The following is a 19,892-nucleotide window of genomic DNA, read 5'->3' as shown; positions in this document are numbered from 1 at the left end:
CCAATGGAAAAGGCCGCGAAGCGTCATGCTCCGCGGCCTTTCTTGTCGGTGATCCTTGAGCCCTAGCTCACCTGGTCTTGCGTGACCGGGTTGAGCAGGATTTCAACACGGCGGTTGGCCGCGCGTCCGGCTTGCGTTTCATTGCTGGCGATCGGCTGGGTTTCGCCCATGCCATAGGCATTGATACGAACCGGCTGCACGCCTTGCGCCTGCAGGTAGTTGGCCACTGAATAAGCGCGGCGTTCCGACAGCTGCTGGTTATAGTCGTCCGGACCGTCAGCGGAGGCGTGCCCCACAACATCGATGGCGGTCGACGGATAGTTGACCAGCGTGCCTGCAACTTCGTTGAGTGGCTGGTAGAACTCCGGCTTCAGTTGCGCACTGTCGACCGAAAACGTAACGCTGGACGGCATGGTCAGGGCGATCTGGTCGCCGCGGCGTTCGACCTGGATGTCGGTATTCTGGGTCCGCTCGCGCAGCTCGCGCTCCTGCTTGTCCATGTAGGTGCCGACAGCTGCGCCGGCGATGGCGCCAACGGCTGCACCGATAGCGGCATTGCGGCGGTCATCGCCGCCAGCCAGCGTGCCAAGACCCGCACCGGCAATGGCGCCGGCTCCTGCGCCAACAGCCTGGCGCTGGGAAATCCCGCCAGATTCACAGGCGGTCAGCATCATCGCGGCTGCGGCAGTGCCAATAATAAATGTCTTCATCTCGGGATATCTCCTTTATCCTCACAGCATTCTGGAGAGGGTGCCCCTTGAACGCTTGGGCGTTCTTACCGTTCCGCAACGTTTTCGTGAATGAACATCTCGTTTAAAAAGAATTCATGTGCGGGCGATTCTTCAGGCATGGCGTGACCTGGGCCGATTTTCAGGCCTGGCTGAACCTCATTCCGCCGGACGATACCGACCCGCCTGAAGCCACCTATAATGCGGCGCCGGGCTCCTACCAGCCGATCATCCGGCTGACCCATGAAGGCCCCGCCGAACTGGCTCCCGCCTTGTGGGGCCTGGTCCCCTCCTGGTGGAAGAAACCGCTGAAGGAGAAATCCTTCACCACGTTCAATGCGAAATCCGAAACGGTTGCGGAAAAACCGGTCTTCCGCGGCGCATTCCGCCACCATCGCTGCCTTGTGCCCGCCAGCGGCTATTATGAGTGGACCGGACGGCCCGGCGCAAAGACACCGTTCGCCATCGGCTTGCGCAACCGTCGTCATTTCTGTTTTGCCGGGCTATATGACGTCGCACATATCGACGGGTCCGAACTGCACAGCTTCACCATCCTGACAACGCATGCCAATGACGCGACGGCCGGGATCCACAGCCGGATGCCGGTTATCCTGCACCCGTCGGACTTCGACCGCTGGCTCGACACCGACAGTCGCAAGGTGGAGGACCTTTTTGAGCCGTTCCCGTCTGAAGACATGCATGTCTGGCCGGTCGGGCCTGATGTCGGCAATGTCCGGAACAACTATCCGGGCCTGATAGAGGAAACCTGATCGTCGCCCCGCGCGTTATGGCTTCAGGAAATCCGGAAACCACCCCATGCGAACTTTATATATCTGCTTTGTCGCCTTGCTGGCCTTGGCCGCCTATGCGGCCTAGTCGTCCTTGAGGTCGAAACCGGCATAGGCCTCCGCCACCATGCCGGCGATCTCCTCACAAGCCTTGCGCGCTGCCTTCACGACGCCGGTAAACGCGGTGAAACCATGCGCCAGGCTGTCATAGCATTTGAAGGTCACATCGACGCCGGACCGGCGCAGGAGCTCTGCATAAGCCGCGCCGTCGTCGACGAGCGGGTCGAAGCCGGCTGTCACCACGATTGCAGGCGGTAAATCCTCCAGCCGCGTTTCCCGGGCGGGCGAGAGCCGGACATCGGCCCGGTTCTGGCCCTCTGGCAAGTACTGATCCATGAACCAGCGCATCGTGTCGGCAGACAGCGGATAAGCCTCCCCGAACGCCGTGTAGGACGGAAACTCGTTCTCGAGTTCGGTCGCCGGATAAATGAGCAGCTGGAGCAGCGGAAGCGGTTTGCGCTCACGCATCATTTCCTGCGCGACAATCGCCGTGAAATTGCCGCCCATACTGTCACCGCCAATCGTTGCGATGCCGGACGGCGCGCCCAGCTTCTCGCCATTGCGCAGCGCCCACTCATAAGCATCGATGGCGTCGTTGAGACCGGCTGGAAACTTGTGCTCGGGCGCAAGACGATAATCGACCGACAGGATCGGGCAGCGAACACGCTTTGCGAGGATGGAGCAGAAGACGTGGCAGGTATCGAGGTCGCCGATCACGCCGCCGCCGAAATGGTAATACACCATGACCGGCGCGGACGGGTCCTGATTGTCAGGCCGGTAGATGCGGACAGGAATCTTGTGCCGGTTCCGGGACGGAATCTCTTCATCATGGAAAGACACGCCCGGCTCGGGCGCTTCGGTGAACATGGCAAGGCCCGCCGCCGAGGCCGCGCGCGCATCCTGAGGCGACAGGGACGACATGGGCGGTTGGCTGGCAGCGCCATGCGCAATGAACTGGAATTGCGGATCAAGAACGCGTCCGTTGATCTCGACCGGCTTGCCGCCACTTAGCTTGACCAGCAGATTTCCAGGCAGCTTGAGCAGCAGTTTCGCAATGGTGACCTGAAGGCTCATCGCGCCATCTCCCTATCGTGTCGATTGTGTTGCCAATGCCTTCAGCCCGTCCAGCAAGAGCGTCGTCGCAAACTTGGCCGCGCCATCGACATCGACGGGCCTGCGCTGCAGCATATGGTCCCCGAGTTCACGCGCAATCCCTATCGCGGCGGCAGTGAGGAATTCGGAGTCCTCGAGTGAAATGTCGGCGTTGCGGGCAACCTCTTCCAGGTCCTGGCGGATTTCGTCGAAGATGGCGTGCATCTCGGGCGTGTCGACGCGCACGCCGATCAGCGCCATGTGCGGCTCGCCCCTGCGAAAGGCTTCTTCATTCTCGGACTTCAGGAAGCTGAAATACGCCTTGTAGGCCGCGCGGATATAGTCCTCAAAGGAGCGTGCTTCCTCACGTACCGTCTGCAGCATCGGCCGGAATCGCCGGGCGCTTTCGCCTGCGATCGCCTCGAAGACTTCCTCCTTGGATCGGAAGTAATTGTAGAACGTGCCTGCGGCGAGATCGGTCTCGCGGATGATGTCGCGGACCGTGGTGGCGTCGAAGCCGATGCGGGCGAACACCTGTCGGGCCGCTGCCAGTATGGCCTGGCGGTTAGCCGCCTTGGTGAGGGCGCGTTTGCCCCCCGACCCGCTCGCCTTGGCTATCGTTGTCATGCCGTCTCCTTGCGCCTTGGATTACCAGCAATCAAATCGGTGACGGCTCGTCAACTTTTTCAGCCGATTCGAGCTGCGGTTGAATATGCCGGCGATGCGCCTGATACATCCCCCACAGGGCCTTGAGCGCGATCAGGCCGAGCACGCCCAGCATCGGCTGGCCAAGCGCAATCATCACGCCGAACCCCACAAATAGCGCGACATGCAACACCACGACGCGGCCGTAAGGTCTGGTCATTTCCACCATGACATCGCTCTCGCGCCACTCGCCGCGGGCAATGAAGTCTCGGAAGAACAGGAACAATTGAAGGGCGACGATGACGCCCGCAAAGAGGGCCATATGGGCACCGGTGCCGAGCGCGAACTGGATGAGGCTGACAGGATCCATGAAGGGGGCGTCGTCTGAACCCTGGCTGATGGCGGAAAAGGCCGCGAGGAATATGCCGTGCACGAAGCAGAACATGCCATAGTGGACGGTGAAGAAGGGCCCGATGAACAGCATGCCGGCCACGCCAAACGGCCCGGCGCGGAGGCTTGTCGCCAGCATGCGCAGCAGCGTTATGGCGCCGATGATCACATTCTCCAGCCAGTAGAGAAACACCAGCGCCGTGGCGTCCCAGCCGAATTGCAGCACCGCGTAGACCGGAAAGAGATCAACCGCGAGGATCGCCCAGGACACGGGGTCGCGGTAGGTTTCAGCAAGCGCCTGAGGCCGCAGCCAGTTCAGCATCGTCCCACCCTCCGCCCGTCGGGCGCCAGTCTCAGTAGCCGGAAGCTTGCCCGGTATAGGCCGGAAAGGAAAGCGGGTTACGCGCGGTCAGGCCGAAGGATTTCTTCGGTGTATTGTAATTGCCGGTCAGCACTTCGAAGTGCAGGTGAATACCCGTCGCATTGCCCGTTTGCCCCATGACGCCGAGCGGCTGGCCGAAACCGATGCTGGCCCCCTCCCAGACGCCGGGCGCGAAACGGTCGAGGTGTCCGTAGCGGGTGAACACGCCCTGGCCATGGTCAATCACGACATGATTGCCGAAACCAGTGGACGTCGTTGCCTCACGGATGATGCCGGGTGCAGCCGCATAAACCATCTCCGGCGGACTGGCCTTGAGATCGAGGCCCTTATGCGTGCGGCCGAACCTGCGCCCGAAACCCGAGGTCAGGCAGGCATTGTTGACCGGAACAGGCGTCATGACGACCTTGCCATCGACAAGCACGACCGGGTTGAAGTTCAGCACCCGGTTGCGGCTGTCAGACTCCAGCGCATTCGTAATCGTCGCGTTCGGACAGAGATAGAGGTTGGCATCGGGCTGGAACTGGCCGGCTGGCGCAGGAATGGCGGCGGTGGTGGAAATCGCCGGCGGCGGGCTGACCACCCGCCTGGGCTGGGAAGCGCAACCTGTCATCCAGAGCAGGACAAGAATACAGACCATTGCTGCATGCTTCATGGCGGCGCCTTCCCATTGCCGGTTCCCGCGGTCAGGCTGGCATCTTCGCCCGCTTCTTCCCGCGCTCGATCTCTTTCATCAGATCCTTTACATAGGCGTTAAAATCGACCTGCATCGTATGCCGCGGTGCATCGTAAAAATGACCGAGATGGAATTCCTCATCCTCCTTGATGATGCGTTCCATCTCCTCACGCGGCGGGAATTCGTACTCGCCAGCAATCTTCGCCGCGCAGAGCTTGGACTGCTGCTCGGCGAAATTGACCAGTGTCGGCAGCGGCTGGGCGAGCGCGAGGAAGAACAGGTTCTCGTAACCCGGCCGGACCATGCGCTTGAACAGCGGCAGCTTGTTGTCCTTCGGCAGGATTTCCGGGTCTTCCAGGAATGGAAAGCTGACATTGTAGCCAGTCGCCCAGACAATCGCGTCAACCTGCTCACGCGTGCCATCCTTGAAGACCACACCGTCGCCGTCGAGCCGCTCCATCGCGCCTTTGGGCGTGATGTCACCGCATCCGACGCGGGTGAGGAATTCGCCGGAAACCGATGGGTGCGCATCAAGCGGTTCGTGGTCGGGCTTGGGCAGGCCATAATCCTCCATGTTGCCGACACGCTTCTTGATGGAAGCCCGGGCGAGCTTGCGCCCGAGTTTCGCGGGCATCCATCCCGGCAGGACCGCCTTGTCCGCCGGCTGGCCGTTCATGTATTTCGGCAGCACCCACACCCCACGCCGCATCGAGATGAAAAGCTTGTCTGCAATCGGACGCTGGGAGAGCTCCGATGAAATATCCATGGCCGAATTGCCCGCGCCGACGATCAGGACGCGCTTGCCACGGAAGTCGTAGGGCTCGAACGGGTCGCGATAGTGGTGGGAGTGGACCTGGTAGCCATTGAATTCGCCGGGATATTCCGGCGTTCTCGCATCCCAGTGGTGGCCATTGGCGACGAAGAGCCACTGATAGGTGCGTGTTTCGCCGGTCGACAGCGTCACATCCCAGTCGCCATCCTCGCGGCGCACAGCCTTCTCTACAGCGGTGTTGAAGGTGATGGTCTCGCGCAGGCCAAAATGGTCGACATAGTCCTGGAAGTACTGGAAGAGCTGGGCATGATGCGGGAAGTCCGGCCAGTCATCCGGCACCGGGAAATCCTCGAACGCCAGCCGCCACTTCGACGTGTCGATGTGCAGGCTCTGATAGCAGGACGAAAGCCCGTTCGGATTGCGATAATACCAGTTACCGCCAATATCGTCCGACATCTCGAAGCAATCATACGGAATACCGTAATCCTTCAGCCGCTTGGCCATGGTAAAGCCCGAGCAGCCCGCTCCGATGATGCAGGCTTTCCCCGTCGATTGTCCGTCAAATGGCATTGTGACCTCCCGTGGCGCGATGGATTGCGCTCTTGGGAAAGGATGGTATCGACGCTTACGCGAACGTCAATTTCACGCAACGGAAGCAGGAGTCGGGATGTCAGACGGCCAGGACATGATGTTCGAACTGATCAGGGAACACGCTTCGAAAGTCATGACAGCTGTTCCGTGGGCGCAGGCGCTGGGGCTGCAGCTGACGGGCATTGAAAAAGGCCGCGCCTTCGCACGCGTTCCCTGGCGCGAAGACCTGGTTGGCAACCCTGAAACCGGCGTCATTCATGGCGGCGTTCTGACGGCCCTGCTCGACAATCTCTGCGGCGTTTGCATCAACACGGTGCTGACCGAGCCAAAGTCGATGGCGACTCTGGACCTTCGAATCGACTATATGCGACCCGCGGAAAAGGGCCGCGACATCCTCGCAGAGGCCGAGTGCTATCATGTCACCCGCAATGTCGCCTTCACCCATGCCTGGGCGTACCACGAATCACGCGAAGAGGTGATCGCCACTGCGGCCGGCACCTTTGCCCTCAACGACATCTCGCGTTGGGCAAGTGGGAACGAGGCGGTGGAAATGGTCACAAAGGTTCTGGGAAACAAGCCATGACAGAACGATTGAAGGAAGTGCAGGCCTTTCTGGAACGGACGCCTTTCGCGCGCTTCCTCGGCATGCGGTGTGAAATGCAGGACGAAGAGATGATCGCCGTGCTGCCCTTTCAGGAGAAGTTCATCGGAAACCGCGCCATAAACGCACTGCATGGCGGCTGTACCGGCGCCTTCCTTGAACTAACGGCGATGGCCGGCGTGTTCCTGCAGTCGGACATGCCGCGCCCGCCGAAGCCGATCAACATCACCATAGATTATCTGCGCTCGGCCAAGGGGGGCGAAGACCTCTATGCAACGGCCATCGTGCACAAGCTGGGCCGGCGCATGGCGAGCGTCCGCGCCGAAGCCTGGCAGGGCGAACGCGGTAAACCGGTGACGGCGCTACAGGCGCATTTCCTGGTCCCGCAGGACAGTTGACGGCGTCCGGCCGCCATCGAGACGGACCGACAGCACATAGGCGCCGACAGCAAACAGGCTGAGCAAGGCACAGGCACTGAAAGCCGCCTCATAGCCGCCAAGCCCGCGCGCCAGTTCGAGGCGCGACGCACCAAAGCTCGTGCCGAGGTTCAGGAGCGCCATGAAGATGGAGAATTGCGTTGCCGCAACCGTCCCGCGCGACTGCCCCATGGCGATGGCATAGGTGCAGACAGACATCAGGACGAAGAGGATGCTGTAGGCGAGCAGGTAGGCGAAATAGAGTCCGCCATCCTGCCACAGGAACACGGCAGCGCCATTCAGGAGCGCCATGCCGAGCAGCGCGCAACCCAGCGCCTTCATCGGCCCAATCCGGTCAGCCAGCCAGCCGGAGACGAAGATACCGAACAGGCCGCCGACCAGGTCGGCGGTCGCGTCGCGATTGGTGAACACAGACCGGTCCCATCCGATCTCCTGCACGGCCAGCGTCGGCGAGAAAGCCGTTTTCAGGCCATAGGCCGCGAAGGCAACGAGAATGCCGGCTCCAAGCGCGAGGCTAGCCGGTTTCGCCATGGCGCCCGCGACGTCGCGAAGAAGCGGCCACCAGCGCGTCAGCTGCCGCTCGCGGGTAATGGCCGCGGCCCGGCCCGGCATCCAGGGCAGCAGCTTCTCGCCGGACCGCTCGCGAAGCAAAAGCGGCAGCAGCATCACAAGGCCCACAAAAGCCGCCGTCGCAATCGCGGCCAGCGCGTGACCTTCATCGCTGATCAGAACGCCGGTCAGGAAAGCGAAGCCAGCCGTGCCGAGCGTCTTGCCGCCCCACATCAGGCCGTTTGCGCTGGCGCGTTCTGTCTCGTCCAGCAAGTCGATCGCCATGCCGTCAATCGCGACATCCTGGAAAGCGCCGGCGAAATTGACCGCAAAACCGATCGCCGCGAACCAGGTCAGCGCCGGCGTTGGTTCCGCCAGGCAGGCAAACCAGACCAGACTCCCGACAAGCATCAGCTGCGCCAGGATCAGCCAGGGTCGCTTGCGCCCCATGGGCAGCCAGGTGAACCGGTCCATGAGCACGCCATTGAAAAGCTTGAAGCTCCAGGGCAGCAGGATGATCGCGATGTAACCGGCGATCGCCTCGGCGCTGATGCCCTGCGAGGCAAACCAGGCCGGAATGGCGATATAGAGCAGCCCTTCTGGTGCGCCCTGCGCCGCATAGAGCAGCATCAGGCTTCCCAGCCGGAGCGGCCGGTTCTCGCTGAGCGCGGGGAGCTTCATCCACCGTCGCGCCAGGCGACGCGATACATGTCAAACCGGCGGTCACGAAGATTGCGGACGGTGCCCTCGGCGCGGGCCCAGGAGAGGTCTGTCAGGTCAAGGTCGGCCACCGCGACCGCTTCGACATTCTCGGCCACTTCCGCGGCGATGCCTTCGCGCGCGAAGGGATAGTCGCATGGCGTCATGATAGCCGACTGGGCGTAGTTGATGTCCATGTTGGAGACGTTCGGCAGGTTGCCGGTGCAGCCCGAGGTCACGACGTAGAGCTGGTTCTCGATGGCGCGGGCCTGGCAGCAGTAACGGACGCGCAGATAGCCCTGACGTGAGTCCGTGCAGAAGGGCGTGAACAGGATACGCGCACCCTCATCTGTCAGGCGGCGCGCCAGTTCCGGAAACTCGGAATCGTAGCAGATCAGCACGCCAATCGGCCCGCAATCGGTCGGGATGACATCGACCGAGTCGCCGCCCTTGATGTTCCACCAGTGACGTTCGTCCGGGGTCGGATGGATCTTCTCCTGAGCATGGACCGAGCCATTGCGCAGGAAGACGTAGGCAACGTTCTGGATGTCGCCATCATCGGTCCGCGTCGGGTGAGAGCCGCCGATGATGTTGATGTTGTAGGAGATGGCAAGCTCGCGCATTTCCTCGATGAAGCGTGGCGTGAACTGGGTCAGGGCCTCGATGGCTTCGGCTGGCGCCAGTTTGCGCTTCTCGAAGGCGAGCAGCTGCAAGGTGAACATCTCCGGAAAGACCACAAAGTCGGCGCGCCGGTCCGAGCAGACATCGACGAAGTATTCGACGTTGCTCATGAATTCCTCGAAGCTCTTCACAGCCCGCATCAGGACCTGAACCGTCGCGACACGGACAGATTCCTTATAGGAGTAGGAGGCCTTCTGGGTCTGGGATTCCTGCTGGGCGTAGGGGTTGTGCCAGACCATGTGCGTGGCATGCCCGCCGGAATCCTTGTCCTCGTCGAGATAGTTCCGGAGCACACCGATCGGTTCGAAGCCAGCGCGCATGTGGAAGCGGATGACCGGGTCGGTGATTTTCTGCTCACGGACGGCCGTCACATAGTCTTCCGGCTCCGGATAGGCTCTGCGGCGGCGGCGCCAGCCTGGCATCCTCCCGCCAAAGACGATCCCTTTCAGTTCCCAGTTCTCGCAGAGTTGCTGGCGCGCATTGTACAGCCGCTGGCCAATCCGCGTGCGGCGGATTTCCGGGTCGACGCAAACTTCCATGCCATACAGCCAGTCGCCCTCCGGATCGTGGCGGGCCGCATAGCCATTGCCGGTAATCTCGATCCAGTTGTGCGGCGACATGGCAAGCTCTTCGCTGACCAGGAAGCTGGCGGCATAGCCGACAACCTCGCCGTCATACTCGACCAGGAACTGGCCCTCCGGAAAGGCTGAAATCTGGCCGCGCAGCATGCCCGGCGTGTAGCCGTCAGCCGGGCGGCCATAGACCTTGAGCACCAGCGCTGCGATTCTTGGCACGTCATCCAGTGTCGCATTGCGGACAATGACGGATGCCTTCGTTCTCTGGCTGGGCATCAAGCCTCCTCTTGCTCGTTCGGACCCCTCTTAAGAAAGGGTAACGGGACCGGTTGGCAAGGGTTCCGGCTCACGCGGCCTCAGCGACAAGACGCGCAATTTCAGCGGCGTAGCGCCCGGCCTTCTTCTCGCCAACCCCGGAAATCGCACGCAGGCTGTCCTGGCTGGATGGGCGTTCCTGCGCAATTGCCGCCAGCGTCTTGTCATGGAAAATGACATAGGGCGGTACGCCCTTGGCCTTGGCGGTCTCAAGGCGCCAGGTGCGAAGCATGTCGAACAGCGACTGGTCGCGCTCGGACAGCTCGCCGGAATAGTCCGCGGCGGCCGAGCGCTGGCGTGTACGCGTCTTGCGGACATTCGGATCGCTGCGCAGCCAGACCTCGGTCTCGCCCCGGAACAGCGCCTTGGCGGCGTCGGCATCGGGCACGATGATGACCGGGCGCATGGCGTCTCCGCCCTCCGCCAGCAGTCCCGAGAACAGCAGCTCGTCAAACACAGCGTTCCAGCCCTGCTTCGACAGGTCTGTGCCGATGCCATAGGTCGACAGGGCCTGCATGTCCTCGTCAAAGCCATCCTTGGCCTGGCCGAGCAGGTGGATGATCAGCCGTCCGCGCCCGATGCGCTGGCCGCAGCGAAGGACGGCAGACACGGCCATCTGCGCGAATTTCGTGGCGTCATAGCCCTCGCCGGGTTCGCGCTGGCAGTTGTCGCAGTCGCCGCAGGGCTGGACGTCCGTCTCGCCGAAATACTTGCGGACCGCCGCCCGGCGGCACTCCGTTCCATTAAAGAACGCAAAGAGCTGGCGGGTTTTGTTGAGCTGGACCCGCTTGACCTCGTCAGCCGCGTCGCCCTCCATCGTCCAGCTTATCGAGCGGCGCATGTCGGCCGGGCCGAACAGGGCGTAGCCTTCAGCCGGTTTTCCGTCGCGGCCCGCCCGGCCGACTTCCTGCCAGTAGGCTTCCAGTGTCTTGGGCGGATCGGCATGGATCACGAAGCGCACATCCGGCTTGTCGACGCCCATGCCGAAGGCGACGGTCGCGCACATGGTCAGCCCCTCTTCCAGGAGGAAGCGGCGCTGGCGCTCGGCCCGCACCTCAGCATCAAGCCCAGCATGATAGGCAAGCGCCGGGATTCCGGCCTTCTCGAGCGCTTCGGCCAGCTTCTCGGTGCCGTCGCGGGTCGCCGCATAGACGATGCCGCTCTCGCCCTTGTGCGCCTTGACCAGCGCGATCACCCGATCAGACTTCCCGCCGCCCTTGGGCTCAGCCCCGAGTGCCAGGTTCGGACGGTCGAAACTTGCCACATGCGTGTGCGGTTCGCGCAGGTCGAGCTGGGCAAGGATATCGTCGCGGGTGCGCGAGTCGGCCGTTGCCGTCACCGCCATGCGCGGCACGCCCGGAAACATCTCCTTCAGCCGGCCAAGTGCACGGTAATCAGGCCGGAAATCATGGCCCCACTGGCTGACACAGTGGGCTTCATCGATGGCGATCAGCGATACCGGCAGCTGCGACAGGCGCCCGGCAAGGCCTGTCGCCAGCGCTTCCGGCGAGAGATAGAGCAGGTCCATCTCGCCGCGTGCCGCCGCGTTCAACGCTTCTGTCTTGTCCTCGAAGGCCATGGAGGAATCGAGCCGTTCGGCCCGCACGCCCAGAGCCTTGAGCGCATCGACCTGGTCGGCCATGAGCGCGATCAGCGGCGAGACGACAAGGCCGACCCCTTCGCGCAGGATGGCCGGAATCTGGTAGCAAAGCGACTTGCCGCCGCCCGTCGGCAGGACAGCCAACACATCCCGGCCCGCCATGGCATCGGCGATGACATCGGCCTGAAGGCCTCGGAAGGCCTCATAGCCGTATACGCGCTTCAAGAGGTCGAGCGGCGTTTCTTGTGGTTCGGCGATGATGGCAGCGGGCATACCCTCTTGTGGCGGGAGTCGCGCCAGCCGTGCAAGCCGGTTCAGGCGGAAACCGCTGCAACCTTCTGGAGGGCGTCGACCATGAAAACATGGCGCCGGGCAACAGCCATCGCATCGCTGGAATAGCCCCCGCCCAGCACGCCAACAATCGGCACCGCGCGGCGCGCGCAAGCTTCGGCCACAATCCGGTCGCGGGTCTTCAGCCCATCATCACTGAGACAGAGCCGGCCGAGCCTGTCATCGGCATGCGGGTCGACACCGGCATTGTAGAAGACGATATCCGGCGAGGTTCGTTCAAATACGGCACTGACAAAGCCCTCCAGTGCTTCCAGATAGCCCTCGTCTCCAGTCTCCTTATCCAGACCGACGTCGAGATCGGAGGGCGGCTTCTCCAGCGGCCAGTTGTCCTCGCAGTGGATCGAGGCGGTGAACACGCGCCGGTCGTCCGCAAAGATGCGAGCGGTGCCGTCGCCATGATGGACGTCGCAATCGATGACAGCGACCTGGCGCACATGACCCTCTTCCAGCATGACGCGCGCCGCCACCGCGACATCGTTGAAGACGCAGAAGCCCGCCCCGCCTTCATAGCTGGCATGGTGGCTGCCGCCCGCGAGCGTGACAGCGGCCCCGTGGTCGAGCGCGAGACGGGCGGCCAGACAGGTCCCGCCGACCGAAGCACAGGTCCGCGCCGCGATGGCGGGCGTCATCTCGAAGCCGATACGCCGCGCCGTCTTCGCATCCACAGATGAAGTGAGCACGGCTGTGACATAGTCCGGGTCATGGGCAAGGTTGAGCCAGCGCTGCGGGGCGTGCTGCGGCACGGTCATCGCCTCGCCGCGGGTCCGCAGCAGCTCGGCCACAAGCGAGTATTTGCGCATCGGGAAACGGTGCCTGTCCGGCACGCTGTCGGCGTCATAGTCGGCGTGATGGACGATCGGCAGGCTCATCCCTTTCGAAGTGCCCTCACTGCGCCGATTGTCAAGCGCCGCCCCGGCCCATATGCCAGCCCGTGATGATGTCCCAGCCGCTCTCCCGCTACAAGGTCATGGCGCTCGCCGTCCCGGTGATGCTGTCGCAGGCCGCCATTGCCTCGACCGGCGTCGTGGACACGGCCGTCATGGGGCTGAATGGCGACAAGTTCGACCTTGGCGCGGTCGGCGTCGGCGCGGTGGTGATGAACTTCCTCTACTGGGCGTTCGGCTTCCTGCGCATGTCGACGACCGGGCTGACGGCGCAGGCGGCGGGTGCCGATGACCAGGTCGAAGCCAATTCGGTCCTGCAGCGTGCCCTGCTACTCGGCGGGGCACTCGGACTGGCCATCCTGCTCCTCTCGCCGCTCCTGAAGATGGTTGTCTTCCAGCCCTTCTCGGCTGGCGAGCCGGTGAAGATCCTCGCAAAGGACTATTTCGATGCACGGATCTGGGGCGCGCCCGCCATCCTGATGAGCTATGCCATCAATGGCTGGCTGCTCGGGACCGGACGGACGGGCCAGCTGCTTGCCCTGCAGATCGTGATGAACGGCACCAACGCCGCGCTCGACATCTGGTTCGTGGCAGGGCTTGGCTGGGGACCGGCCGGGATTGGCGCAGGCACCGCGATTGCCGAATGGGTCGCGCTCGGCTTCGGTCTGGTACTGGTGCGCGGCGGCCTGCAGCGCTCACGCGACCTGTTCGACCGCGCCCGGCTCGCAGAGCTGGTGAGCGCCAATCGTGACATCCTGATCCGCACGCTCGCCCTGCTCTTTTCCTTTGCCTGGTTCGTGAATGCGGGCGCGAGCCTTGGCGCCGCGACGCTCGCCGGCAACCAGGTCCTGCTGCAATTCATCAGCGTATCTGCCTTCATCCTCGACGGGTTCGCCTTTGTCGCCGAGAAGGAGATCGGTGAAGCCTATGGCGGCAGGAACCGGGCCCGGTTGCTTCGCGCGATGCGGGTCACCACCGAGCTTGCGCTCCTGTTCGGTGCGGTGATCTCATTGGCCTACTATTTCGCTGGCGGCTGGCTCATCGAGCATTTCGTCGCTGACGTGGAAGCCCGCAGTGTGGCGCTGGCCTACCTGCCCTTCTGCGCGTCCGTCCCCTTTATCGGCATCGCCTGCTGGCAGCTCGACGGCTTCTTCCTCGGCGCAACGCAGGGCCGCGCGCTGCGCAATGCTGGCGTGGTGTCATGCCTGCTCTATGTCGCCACGGACCTCGCCCTGCGGCCATGGCTTGGGAATACGGGTGTCTGGTCGGCCTTCCTGACCATGTATCTCTGGCGCGCTGGGGCGCTGGCCTATTACTTGCCCGGCCTGATCGCGCGCACTAGCGCAGATCCGCACCCACAGCCTGTTCGACAGACGTGAAACCATCCGCGTGAAGCCGGGCGGCGAGGTCCTTGTTGATCTCTGCCACCAGGTCCGGCCCGTGATAGACCAGCGCCGAGTAGAGCTGGACGGCATGCGCGCCGGCGCGGATTTTCGCATAGGCGTCTGCACCGCTGGATATGCCGCCCGCGCCGATCAGGTCGAACTCACCGATGATTTCGGCAGCGAATTCCTGAAGGATGCGCGTTGACTTTGCGAAGAGCGGCGCCCCGGAAAGACCGCCCGCTTCGTTCTTGTGCTCGCTCTTCAGCGTATCGGGCCGCTCGAGTGTCGTATTCGAGACGATGAGGCCGGAGAGCCAGTGGCCCGGGCCGCGCAGGACGTCAATGATGTCGCCGATGGCCGTTGCATCAAGGTCCGGCGCAACCTTCAGGAAGACAGGCTTCCAGTCCTCTTCTTCCTCCAAGCGGCCTTCATCCTTGAGTTCCCGGCCATAGTCGGCCTGCGCCTTGTCGCGAGCCGCACCGCAGCGTTCCAGCAGCTCCTGCAGCGCGCCCTTGTCCTGCAGGCCGCGAAGGCCGGGCGTGTTCGGCGAGGAGATGTTGATCGTGATGTAATGCGCGTACGGATAGACCGCCTCGATGCCGGCTTCATAGTCGGCGATCCGGTCTTCGCTGTCCTTGTTCGCGCCGACATTCGCACCAACAGGCGAGAGCCGCTTCTGCGCGTGGCGGATTCGGGCCGAGAAGGCGCGCAATCCCTCATTGTTGAAGCCCATGCGGTTGATGACCGCCGCATCCTCCGTCAGGCGGAACAGGCGCGGCTTCGGATTGCCAGGCTGCGGGCGCGGCGTGACGGTGCCGCACTCGACGAAACCGAAGCCGAAGCGCAGCATCTGCTCGAAGACTTCGGCATTCTTGTCGAACCCCGCCGCCAGCCCGACCGGGTTGAACAGCTGCAGGCCGGCATGCGGAAGCTTGACGGGGGTATTCCATTGCAGGGGGCTGACCTTCGGCAGGCCGATCCCCGCCTTCAGCGCCTTGATCGTCGCGGTGTGCGCCGCTTCAGGCGGCAGCGAGCGCGCCAGTATCGTCCCCAGCCCCGCGAGCGACATCAGGCAAACGCCTCCGGCAGCATCGGATTACCATCCGGGCCTGTGTCCAGCGACCAGTGGCGCCGGGCATCCGTCAGACGCAGCGTGCCATAGAGATGCGGGAAGAGCTGGCCGCCGCGTGATTCCTCCCACTTCACGTCGCCGCCAAGATGTTCGGCGGCGAATTCATAGAGGTGGACACCCGATTGGCCAGCATAGTGCAAGGCCAGCGTTTCGCCGACCTGGTCCTTCGATGACAGGTGGACATAGCCGTCACGGGCGTCGAGATCGGTATCGGTGTGACCGAGCTCGGCGGCGCGAGCCTGATCCTCGGCGCCAAGAATCTTGTAGACGAAAGTCTCAATCAGCATGGCAGCGCTTGAAACAGGCTTTTTGCGATCCTGCAAGATGACATGTTGCTAGGTATTTATTCCCATGATAGGAATGATCAACTGACCGGAGCAGCGATCATGCGGCATAATGAAGTCTGGCGTGGCATCGACCTGCTGGCCGAGCGCAATGGCCTCAGCGCATCGGGGCTTGCACGGCTGGCCGGACTGGACCCGACAAGCTTCAACCCGTCCAAACGCGCCAGCAAGGATGGACGCCCGCGCTGGCCATCAACCGAAAGTATTGCGCGCGCCCTGGATGCGGTCGGGGCGGGCATGGACGATTTCGCCGCGCTTATCGAAGGCCGGCGCGGCCCGACCGCCCCGCTGATCGGTTTCGCACAGGCCGGCGCGGATGGCTTCTTCGACGATGCGGGCTTTCCTGCCGGCGGGGGCTGGGACGAGGTCCGGTTTCCCGGCCTCGGGGATGAACCTGTCTATGCGCTCGAGATTTCAGGCGACAGCATGGAGCCGGCCTACAGAGCCGGCGACCGCATCATTGTCGCCCCTGGCGCGCAGCTGCGGCGCGGCGACCGCGTCGTCGCCAAGACGGCCAGCGGTGAGGTCATGGCGAAGGTTCTTGGCCGGCAGACCGAGCGTCAGGTCGAACTGATTTCACTCAATCCCGATCACCCGGTACGGACCTTCAAACCTGACGAAATCCTTTGGCTGGCGCGCATTCTCTGGGTCAGCCAGTAGGCGGCGCACCTTCGCAGCCGCAGCACATTATCCGCTTGCCCTCGGGATAATCCGTATGCCAAGCCATGTTACTGATGGACTGGGACAAGTTGAAATCCTTTCACGCTGCGGCAGAAGCCGGAAGCCTGACTGCCGCCGGTGAGCGGCTGGGAATTTCCCAGTCGGCTGTCTCGCGGCAGATCTCCGCGCTTGAGGAGCAGCTGGGCGTGTCCCTCTTCCAGCGCCATGCGCGCGGACTGGTGCTGACCGATGCCGGCCATACGCTGCACCGCTCGACCATGGACATGGCCGCCGCCGCGCAATCGGCCAATGCGGCGCTTCGCGACCAGCAGGATGTGGCACAGGGCGACCTTGTCGTGACCGCGCCGGTCGCCTTCGGCTCAACCTGGCTGGTGCCGCGTCTCGGCAATTTTATCAACGCCCATCCGGGCATGCGGATCGATCTTCGGCTCGACGACGGCGAATCATACGACCTGCTGAAGCTGGAAGCCGAATGCGCCATTCGCCTGTGGGCCGCCGACAAGTCGGACCTGATCCAGCGCAAGCTCGGCACCGTGGCAACCAATCTTTACGCATCGCCGGAATACCTGAAAGCCCACGGCACGCCGCGGACCCCTCAGGACCTCGATAATCACCGGATCATCGGCTACGGCACGGAAAACACCCCGCTTGATGCGATGAGCTGGGCGCAGCGCGTCGGGCGGGACGATACCCTGCCGCGCAAGGCGACGCTGATGGTGCGAAATGTCCCGGCCATGCTGCGGGCCGTCGAAGCCGGGATCGGCATTGCTGACCTGCCGGACTATATGGCGAGCGCCGTGCCGCGCCTCGTCCGCGTCCTGCCCGATCATACCGGGCCGACCTTCGACCTGTTCTTCATCTATCCGAGCGACCTCAAGCGCTCGAAGCGGATTGCCACCTTCCGGGACTTCCTGACCGCAGAAGTTGACGCCATCCGGAGAGAAAATCTGCAACTTCGGGCAAGCTAGCCGCCGCAGCCATGCACTAACGCATGGCTTGGCTACTGATTCGCATCTTCACATACGCAGATGACCGCCCTACCTGTCGGTTGAGCCTTGGTTCCGGCCTTAGCACATCGTCCTCCGATTGTGCGTTTCCTCCCTCCAAATAGGAACCGAACTGAACAAGCCCGGCGCGATTTATTCGCTGCCGGGCCTTTTTTTGTCATTTTTTCAAAACCTTAAAGGCTGGCGCGTAGCATCCAGGCCGTCTTCTCGGCGATGGCAGCCCGCTGGGTGAGCAGGTCGGCCGTCACCGTGTCGTCGCCGGCCTCGGCAACCTTGACGCCTTTCTTGGCAACTTGCGCCAGGGTTTCGTGGCCCCGCACGAGGTTATTTATCATGTCTTCTGCATCCGGGACGCCATTGTCCGGCTTGATCGAGGCATGGGACAGGACCTCCTCGCTGGACATGGGCGCATAGGCGCCAAGGGCGCGGATACGTTCGGCCAGCTCGTCGAGCGCCTGCCAGAGCTCGGTATACTGCTCCATGAACAGCTCGTGCAGCGCCTTGAAGCGCGGCCCGGTCACATTCCAGTGGTAACCATGCGTCTTGAAGTATAGCGCATAGGTGTCGCCGAGGACCTTGCGCAGGGCTTCAATGGAAGCGCTGCGATCCTCTTGCTCAATTCCGATATCGACAGACATCGATCTTCTCCTGACATTTGACTGTTTGATGCCAGTTGAGATGGGGATGGCAGGGCGACTGCCCAAATCGATATCGCGCCGCCTAAATATAGATTTACTCTATATCTATGTCGCGAGCGATTGAGTGCCCTTATTTTAAACTGCCGCAGAACCGCTCGATCCGCGTCATCGCTTCCTGAAGCGCCTCGGTCGAGGTCGCATAGGAAATCCGGAAGGCCGGCGACAGGCCGAACGCTTCGCCAAAGACGACGGCGACCTTCTCTTCCTCAAGCAGGGCGGAGGCAAAGTCCTTGTCCGAATTGATGACCACGCCGCCCGGCGAGGTTTTCCCGATGACACCGGCGCAGCTCGGATAGACATAGAATGCCCCTTCCGGCGTCGCGCAGCTGAGGCCCTCGCAGGCATTGAGCGCCTTCACGACGAGGTCGCGCCGCGACTTGAAAACCTCATTGCGCTCAGCCAGGAAGCTGTGATCGCCGTTCAATGCTTCGACACTGGCCCACTGGCTGATCGAACACGGGTTCGACGTCGATTGCGTCATGATCTTGCGCATCGTGTTGATCAGCTTTTCCGGGCCGGCCGCATAGCCGATCCGCCAGCCGGTCATCGCGTAGGCTTTTGACACACCATTCATGGTGAGCGTGCGGTCATAGAGGCCCGGCTCGACCTGCGCGATCGTCCAATAGTCGAAATTATCGTAAACGAGGTGCTCGTACATGTCGTCTGTCAGGATCCAGACGTGGGGATGCTTCAACAGCACATCGGCCAGCGCCCGCAGTTCGGCCTTGGTATAGGCCGCGCCGGTGGGGTTGGACGGCGAGTTGAGGACGAGCCACTTGGTCTTCGGCGTGATCGCCCGCTCGAGCGCGTCTGGCGAAAGTTTGTAGTTCGAGTTCGGGCCGCACTTCACGAAGACGGGGTCTCCACCCGCCAGGCGCGCCATGTCCGGATAGCTCACCCAATAAGGTGCCGGAACGATGACTTCGTCGCCCGGATTCAGCGTCGCCATGAAGGCGTTGAAGATAACCGGCTTGCCACCCGGTGAGACGTTGACCTGCGAGGGCTTGTAGTCGAGCCCGTTATCGCGCTTGAACTTCGCGCAGATCGCCTCTTTCAGCTCCGGAATGCCATCGGCGGGCGTATATTTCGTCTTGCCGTCATGGATCGCCTTGATGGCCGCTTCCTTGATGTGATCCGGCGTATCGAAATCCGGTTCGCCAGCGCCAAGGCCAATGACATCGATGCCGGCGCGCTTCATTTCGCCGGCCTTGGCCGTCACGGCGAGCGTGGCGGAAGGCTGGACGCGCTGAACGGCGTGGCTCAATTCGATGTCGGCTGCCATGGGGAACTCCTTGTTGTGCGGCGCCATGAATAGGTCCGCCATGCACGGCACGCAAGGCGTCAATCGGCGCATTTTGATGCACAATCGATCAAAATTGACGCACCGGTTTTACGGTTCGTTTGCGGGTGCAGGCGCATAAAGGCGCGCGGCTTGGGGGCTAGGAAGCATCGCAATCAGACTGCCAGAACCATGTCAGGCATCATCACTCATCTGTCAGCCTCTTCCTTCGAGACGATTGCTCGCCGCCTGGACGGCGAGATTCGCTATTGGTGGCAGGAAGCTGCGCTGTGGTTCAGCCGCAGAAGCGACGGCGAGCAGCTCGTCATCGGATGCCTGCTGGTCCTGTTCCTCCTGATGCTGATCTTCCGCATGTCCATGCGAAGCGATGCCGGCGGCGGCAAGCATTTCGGCGGATCGCTGTTCACGGTCATGATTTTCGCCTTCGGCCTTGGCTGGATGCTGGACTCCGGCGCAGGCAGCCTGTCCTTCGTCTTCAACTAGGATCAGCAGACACGCGTCTGGTCGTCAGCGCCGACACCGCCTAAATTGA

At 62.7% G+C, this 19,892-nt stretch carries 21 protein-coding genes; 7 read left to right on the top strand and 14 right to left on the bottom strand.

Going from position 1 to position 19,892, the window contains the following annotated elements; translation table 11 throughout:
• Nucleotides 1–62 precede the first annotated feature (62 nt).
• Nucleotides 63–710, bottom strand: a complete 648-nt coding sequence (locus D1223_RS08605; RefSeq protein WP_119375976.1) for an OmpA family protein — start codon at nt 708–710, stop codon at nt 63–65.
• 116 nt (nt 711–826) lie between these two features.
• Here D1223_RS08605 and D1223_RS08600 point away from each other — a divergent pair, with 116 nt between their 5' ends.
• Nucleotides 827–1,498: an SOS response-associated peptidase gene (locus D1223_RS08600; RefSeq protein WP_119375975.1), complete on the top strand. Its 672-nt coding sequence runs from the start codon at nt 827–829 to the stop codon at nt 1,496–1,498.
• A 102-nt stretch (nt 1,499–1,600) separates the two neighbouring features.
• Here the strand turns inward: D1223_RS08600 and D1223_RS08595 are convergent, their stop codons facing one another.
• Genes D1223_RS08595 through D1223_RS08575 form a run of 5 tightly spaced genes read right to left on the bottom strand, consistent with a single transcriptional unit; the run spans nt 1,601 to nt 6,100 of the window.
• Nucleotides 1,601–2,650 carry an alpha/beta hydrolase gene (locus D1223_RS08595; protein WP_119375974.1) on the bottom strand — a complete coding sequence of 350 codons (1,050 nt, stop codon included), beginning with the start codon at nt 2,648–2,650 and terminating at the stop codon, nt 1,601–1,603.
• A gap of 12 nt (nt 2,651–2,662) precedes the next feature.
• Nucleotides 2,663–3,295, bottom strand: coding sequence for a TetR/AcrR family transcriptional regulator (locus tag D1223_RS08590; RefSeq protein ID WP_119375973.1), 633 nt, complete (start codon nt 3,293–3,295; stop codon nt 2,663–2,665).
• Nucleotides 3,296–3,326: 31 nt separating this feature from the next.
• Complete coding sequence (locus tag D1223_RS08585) at nt 3,327–4,025, bottom strand: DUF6498-containing protein (RefSeq protein ID WP_119375972.1); 699 nt, start codon at nt 4,023–4,025, stop codon at nt 3,327–3,329.
• A gap of 31 nt (nt 4,026–4,056) precedes the next feature.
• Nucleotides 4,057–4,737, bottom strand: coding sequence for a M23 family metallopeptidase (locus tag D1223_RS08580; RefSeq protein ID WP_119375971.1), 681 nt, complete (start codon nt 4,735–4,737; stop codon nt 4,057–4,059).
• A 31-nt stretch (nt 4,738–4,768) separates the two neighbouring features.
• Nucleotides 4,769–6,100 (bottom strand): flavin-containing monooxygenase, encoded by a 1,332-nt coding sequence (locus D1223_RS08575; protein WP_119375970.1) that lies wholly within the window; start codon nt 6,098–6,100, stop codon nt 4,769–4,771.
• 97 nt (nt 6,101–6,197) lie between these two features.
• On the opposite strand from D1223_RS08575, the gene D1223_RS08570 reads away from it, so the two are divergent.
• Both D1223_RS08570 and D1223_RS08565 read left to right on the top strand, forming a co-directional pair.
• The gene (locus D1223_RS08570; RefSeq protein ID WP_233353095.1) at nt 6,198–6,704 is read left to right on the top strand and encodes a PaaI family thioesterase; all 507 of its coding nucleotides are present in this window, start codon (nt 6,198–6,200) and stop codon (nt 6,702–6,704) included.
• Complete coding sequence (locus tag D1223_RS08565) at nt 6,701–7,120, top strand: PaaI family thioesterase (protein ID WP_119375969.1); 420 nt, start codon at nt 6,701–6,703, stop codon at nt 7,118–7,120. Before D1223_RS08570 ends, D1223_RS08565 begins: the two co-directional genes overlap by 4 nt.
• Here D1223_RS08565 and D1223_RS08560 read toward each other — a convergent pair.
• The 4 genes from D1223_RS08560 to D1223_RS08545 form a co-directional block, all read right to left on the bottom strand.
• Nucleotides 7,085–8,389, bottom strand: coding sequence for an MFS transporter (locus D1223_RS08560; protein WP_119375968.1), 1,305 nt, complete (start codon nt 8,387–8,389; stop codon nt 7,085–7,087). The two genes, D1223_RS08565 and D1223_RS08560, sit on opposite strands and share 36 nt — an antisense overlap.
• Nucleotides 8,386–9,939 (bottom strand): bifunctional GNAT family N-acetyltransferase/carbon-nitrogen hydrolase family protein, encoded by a 1,554-nt coding sequence (locus tag D1223_RS08555; protein ID WP_119375967.1) that lies wholly within the window; start codon nt 9,937–9,939, stop codon nt 8,386–8,388. Before D1223_RS08555 ends, D1223_RS08560 begins: the two co-directional genes overlap by 4 nt.
• Nucleotides 9,940–10,009: 70 nt before the next feature.
• Entirely contained in the window at nt 10,010–11,851 is a 1,842-nt protein-coding gene (gene recQ / locus D1223_RS08550; RefSeq protein WP_119375966.1) for a DNA helicase RecQ, read from the bottom strand.
• A 41-nt stretch (nt 11,852–11,892) separates the two neighbouring features.
• Complete coding sequence (locus tag D1223_RS08545) at nt 11,893–12,798, bottom strand: histone deacetylase family protein (RefSeq protein WP_119375965.1); 906 nt, start codon at nt 12,796–12,798, stop codon at nt 11,893–11,895.
• Nucleotides 12,799–12,863: 65 nt separating this feature from the next.
• Here D1223_RS08545 and D1223_RS08540 point away from each other — a divergent pair, with 65 nt between their 5' ends.
• Complete coding sequence (locus D1223_RS08540) at nt 12,864–14,192, top strand: MATE family efflux transporter (RefSeq protein WP_119375964.1); 1,329 nt, start codon at nt 12,864–12,866, stop codon at nt 14,190–14,192.
• Here the strand turns inward: D1223_RS08540 and D1223_RS08535 are convergent.
• Together D1223_RS08535 and D1223_RS08530 are read right to left on the bottom strand one after the other, a co-directional pair.
• A complete protein-coding gene (locus D1223_RS08535; protein WP_119375963.1) occupies nt 14,152–15,267 on the bottom strand; it encodes a quinone-dependent dihydroorotate dehydrogenase in 1,116 nt (371 codons plus the stop codon). The two genes, D1223_RS08540 and D1223_RS08535, sit on opposite strands and share 41 nt — an antisense overlap.
• Nucleotides 15,267–15,617, bottom strand: a complete 351-nt coding sequence (locus D1223_RS08530) for a DUF952 domain-containing protein (RefSeq protein ID WP_119375962.1) — start codon at nt 15,615–15,617, stop codon at nt 15,267–15,269. Before D1223_RS08530 ends, D1223_RS08535 begins: the two co-directional genes overlap by 1 nt.
• Before the next feature lie 99 nt (nt 15,618–15,716).
• Here D1223_RS08530 and D1223_RS08525 point away from each other — a divergent pair, with 99 nt between their 5' ends.
• Together D1223_RS08525 and D1223_RS08520 are read left to right on the top strand one after the other, a co-directional pair.
• A complete protein-coding gene (locus D1223_RS08525; RefSeq protein WP_119375961.1) occupies nt 15,717–16,334 on the top strand; it encodes a S24 family peptidase in 618 nt (205 codons plus the stop codon).
• A gap of 65 nt (nt 16,335–16,399) precedes the next feature.
• On the top strand, nt 16,400–17,323 hold the full coding sequence (locus tag D1223_RS08520) for a LysR family transcriptional regulator (protein ID WP_233353094.1): 924 nt from the start codon (nt 16,400–16,402) through the stop codon (nt 17,321–17,323).
• 212 nt (nt 17,324–17,535) lie between these two features.
• Here D1223_RS08520 and D1223_RS08515 read toward each other — a convergent pair whose 3' ends face one another.
• Together D1223_RS08515 and D1223_RS08510 are read right to left on the bottom strand one after the other, a co-directional pair.
• Entirely contained in the window at nt 17,536–18,000 is a 465-nt protein-coding gene (locus D1223_RS08515; protein WP_119375959.1) for a Dps family protein, read from the bottom strand.
• Between the two features lie 130 nt (nt 18,001–18,130).
• The gene (locus D1223_RS08510) at nt 18,131–19,342 is read right to left on the bottom strand and encodes a pyridoxal phosphate-dependent aminotransferase (RefSeq protein WP_119376095.1); all 1,212 of its coding nucleotides are present in this window, start codon (nt 19,340–19,342) and stop codon (nt 18,131–18,133) included.
• Nucleotides 19,343–19,531: 189 nt separating this feature from the next.
• Here D1223_RS08510 and D1223_RS08505 point away from each other — a divergent pair, with 189 nt between their 5' ends.
• Entirely contained in the window at nt 19,532–19,843 is a 312-nt protein-coding gene (locus D1223_RS08505) for a hypothetical protein (protein ID WP_119375958.1), read from the top strand.
• Nucleotides 19,844–19,892 lie beyond the last annotated feature (49 nt).

Source organism: Henriciella mobilis (genome assembly GCF_003576285.1).
In the GTDB taxonomy this organism is placed as follows: domain Bacteria; phylum Pseudomonadota; class Alphaproteobacteria; order Caulobacterales; family Hyphomonadaceae; genus Henriciella; species Henriciella mobilis.
This window is presented reverse-complemented; position numbering and strand designations above follow the sequence as displayed.

What these genes read in the sequence shown, in the direction of transcription:
- recQ (WP_119375966.1), bottom strand. Translation starts at nt 11,851, where the DNA reads ATGCCCGCTGCCATCATCGCCGAACCACAAGAAACGCCGCTCGACCTC.
- D1223_RS08600 (WP_119375975.1), top strand. Translation starts at nt 827, where the DNA reads ATGTGCGGGCGATTCTTCAGGCATGGCGTGACCTGGGCCGATTTTCAG.
- D1223_RS08605 (WP_119375976.1), bottom strand. Translation starts at nt 710, where the DNA reads ATGAAGACATTTATTATTGGCACTGCCGCAGCCGCGATGATGCTGACC.
- D1223_RS08515 (WP_119375959.1), bottom strand. Translation starts at nt 18,000, where the DNA reads ATGTCTGTCGATATCGGAATTGAGCAAGAGGATCGCAGCGCTTCCATT.
- D1223_RS08585 (WP_119375972.1), bottom strand. Translation starts at nt 4,025, where the DNA reads ATGCTGAACTGGCTGCGGCCTCAGGCGCTTGCTGAAACCTACCGCGAC.
- D1223_RS08570 (WP_233353095.1), top strand. Translation starts at nt 6,198, where the DNA reads ATGTCAGACGGCCAGGACATGATGTTCGAACTGATCAGGGAACACGCT.
- D1223_RS08590 (WP_119375973.1), bottom strand. Translation starts at nt 3,295, where the DNA reads ATGACAACGATAGCCAAGGCGAGCGGGTCGGGGGGCAAACGCGCCCTC.
- D1223_RS08530 (WP_119375962.1), bottom strand. Translation starts at nt 15,617, where the DNA reads ATGCTGATTGAGACTTTCGTCTACAAGATTCTTGGCGCCGAGGATCAG.
- D1223_RS08520 (WP_233353094.1), top strand. Translation starts at nt 16,400, where the DNA reads ATGTTACTGATGGACTGGGACAAGTTGAAATCCTTTCACGCTGCGGCA.
- D1223_RS08560 (WP_119375968.1), bottom strand. Translation starts at nt 8,389, where the DNA reads ATGAAGCTCCCCGCGCTCAGCGAGAACCGGCCGCTCCGGCTGGGAAGC.
- D1223_RS08545 (WP_119375965.1), bottom strand. Translation starts at nt 12,798, where the DNA reads ATGAGCCTGCCGATCGTCCATCACGCCGACTATGACGCCGACAGCGTG.
- D1223_RS08540 (WP_119375964.1), top strand. Translation starts at nt 12,864, where the DNA reads ATGATGTCCCAGCCGCTCTCCCGCTACAAGGTCATGGCGCTCGCCGTC.
- D1223_RS08510 (WP_119376095.1), bottom strand. Translation starts at nt 19,342, where the DNA reads ATGGCAGCCGACATCGAATTGAGCCACGCCGTTCAGCGCGTCCAGCCT.
- D1223_RS08575 (WP_119375970.1), bottom strand. Translation starts at nt 6,100, where the DNA reads ATGCCATTTGACGGACAATCGACGGGGAAAGCCTGCATCATCGGAGCG.
- D1223_RS08525 (WP_119375961.1), top strand. Translation starts at nt 15,717, where the DNA reads ATGCGGCATAATGAAGTCTGGCGTGGCATCGACCTGCTGGCCGAGCGC.
- D1223_RS08580 (WP_119375971.1), bottom strand. Translation starts at nt 4,737, where the DNA reads ATGAAGCATGCAGCAATGGTCTGTATTCTTGTCCTGCTCTGGATGACA.
- D1223_RS08595 (WP_119375974.1), bottom strand. Translation starts at nt 2,650, where the DNA reads ATGAGCCTTCAGGTCACCATTGCGAAACTGCTGCTCAAGCTGCCTGGA.
- D1223_RS08555 (WP_119375967.1), bottom strand. Translation starts at nt 9,939, where the DNA reads ATGCCCAGCCAGAGAACGAAGGCATCCGTCATTGTCCGCAATGCGACA.
- D1223_RS08535 (WP_119375963.1), bottom strand. Translation starts at nt 15,267, where the DNA reads ATGTCGCTCGCGGGGCTGGGGACGATACTGGCGCGCTCGCTGCCGCCT.
- D1223_RS08505 (WP_119375958.1), top strand. Translation starts at nt 19,532, where the DNA reads ATGTCAGGCATCATCACTCATCTGTCAGCCTCTTCCTTCGAGACGATT.
- D1223_RS08565 (WP_119375969.1), top strand. Translation starts at nt 6,701, where the DNA reads ATGACAGAACGATTGAAGGAAGTGCAGGCCTTTCTGGAACGGACGCCT.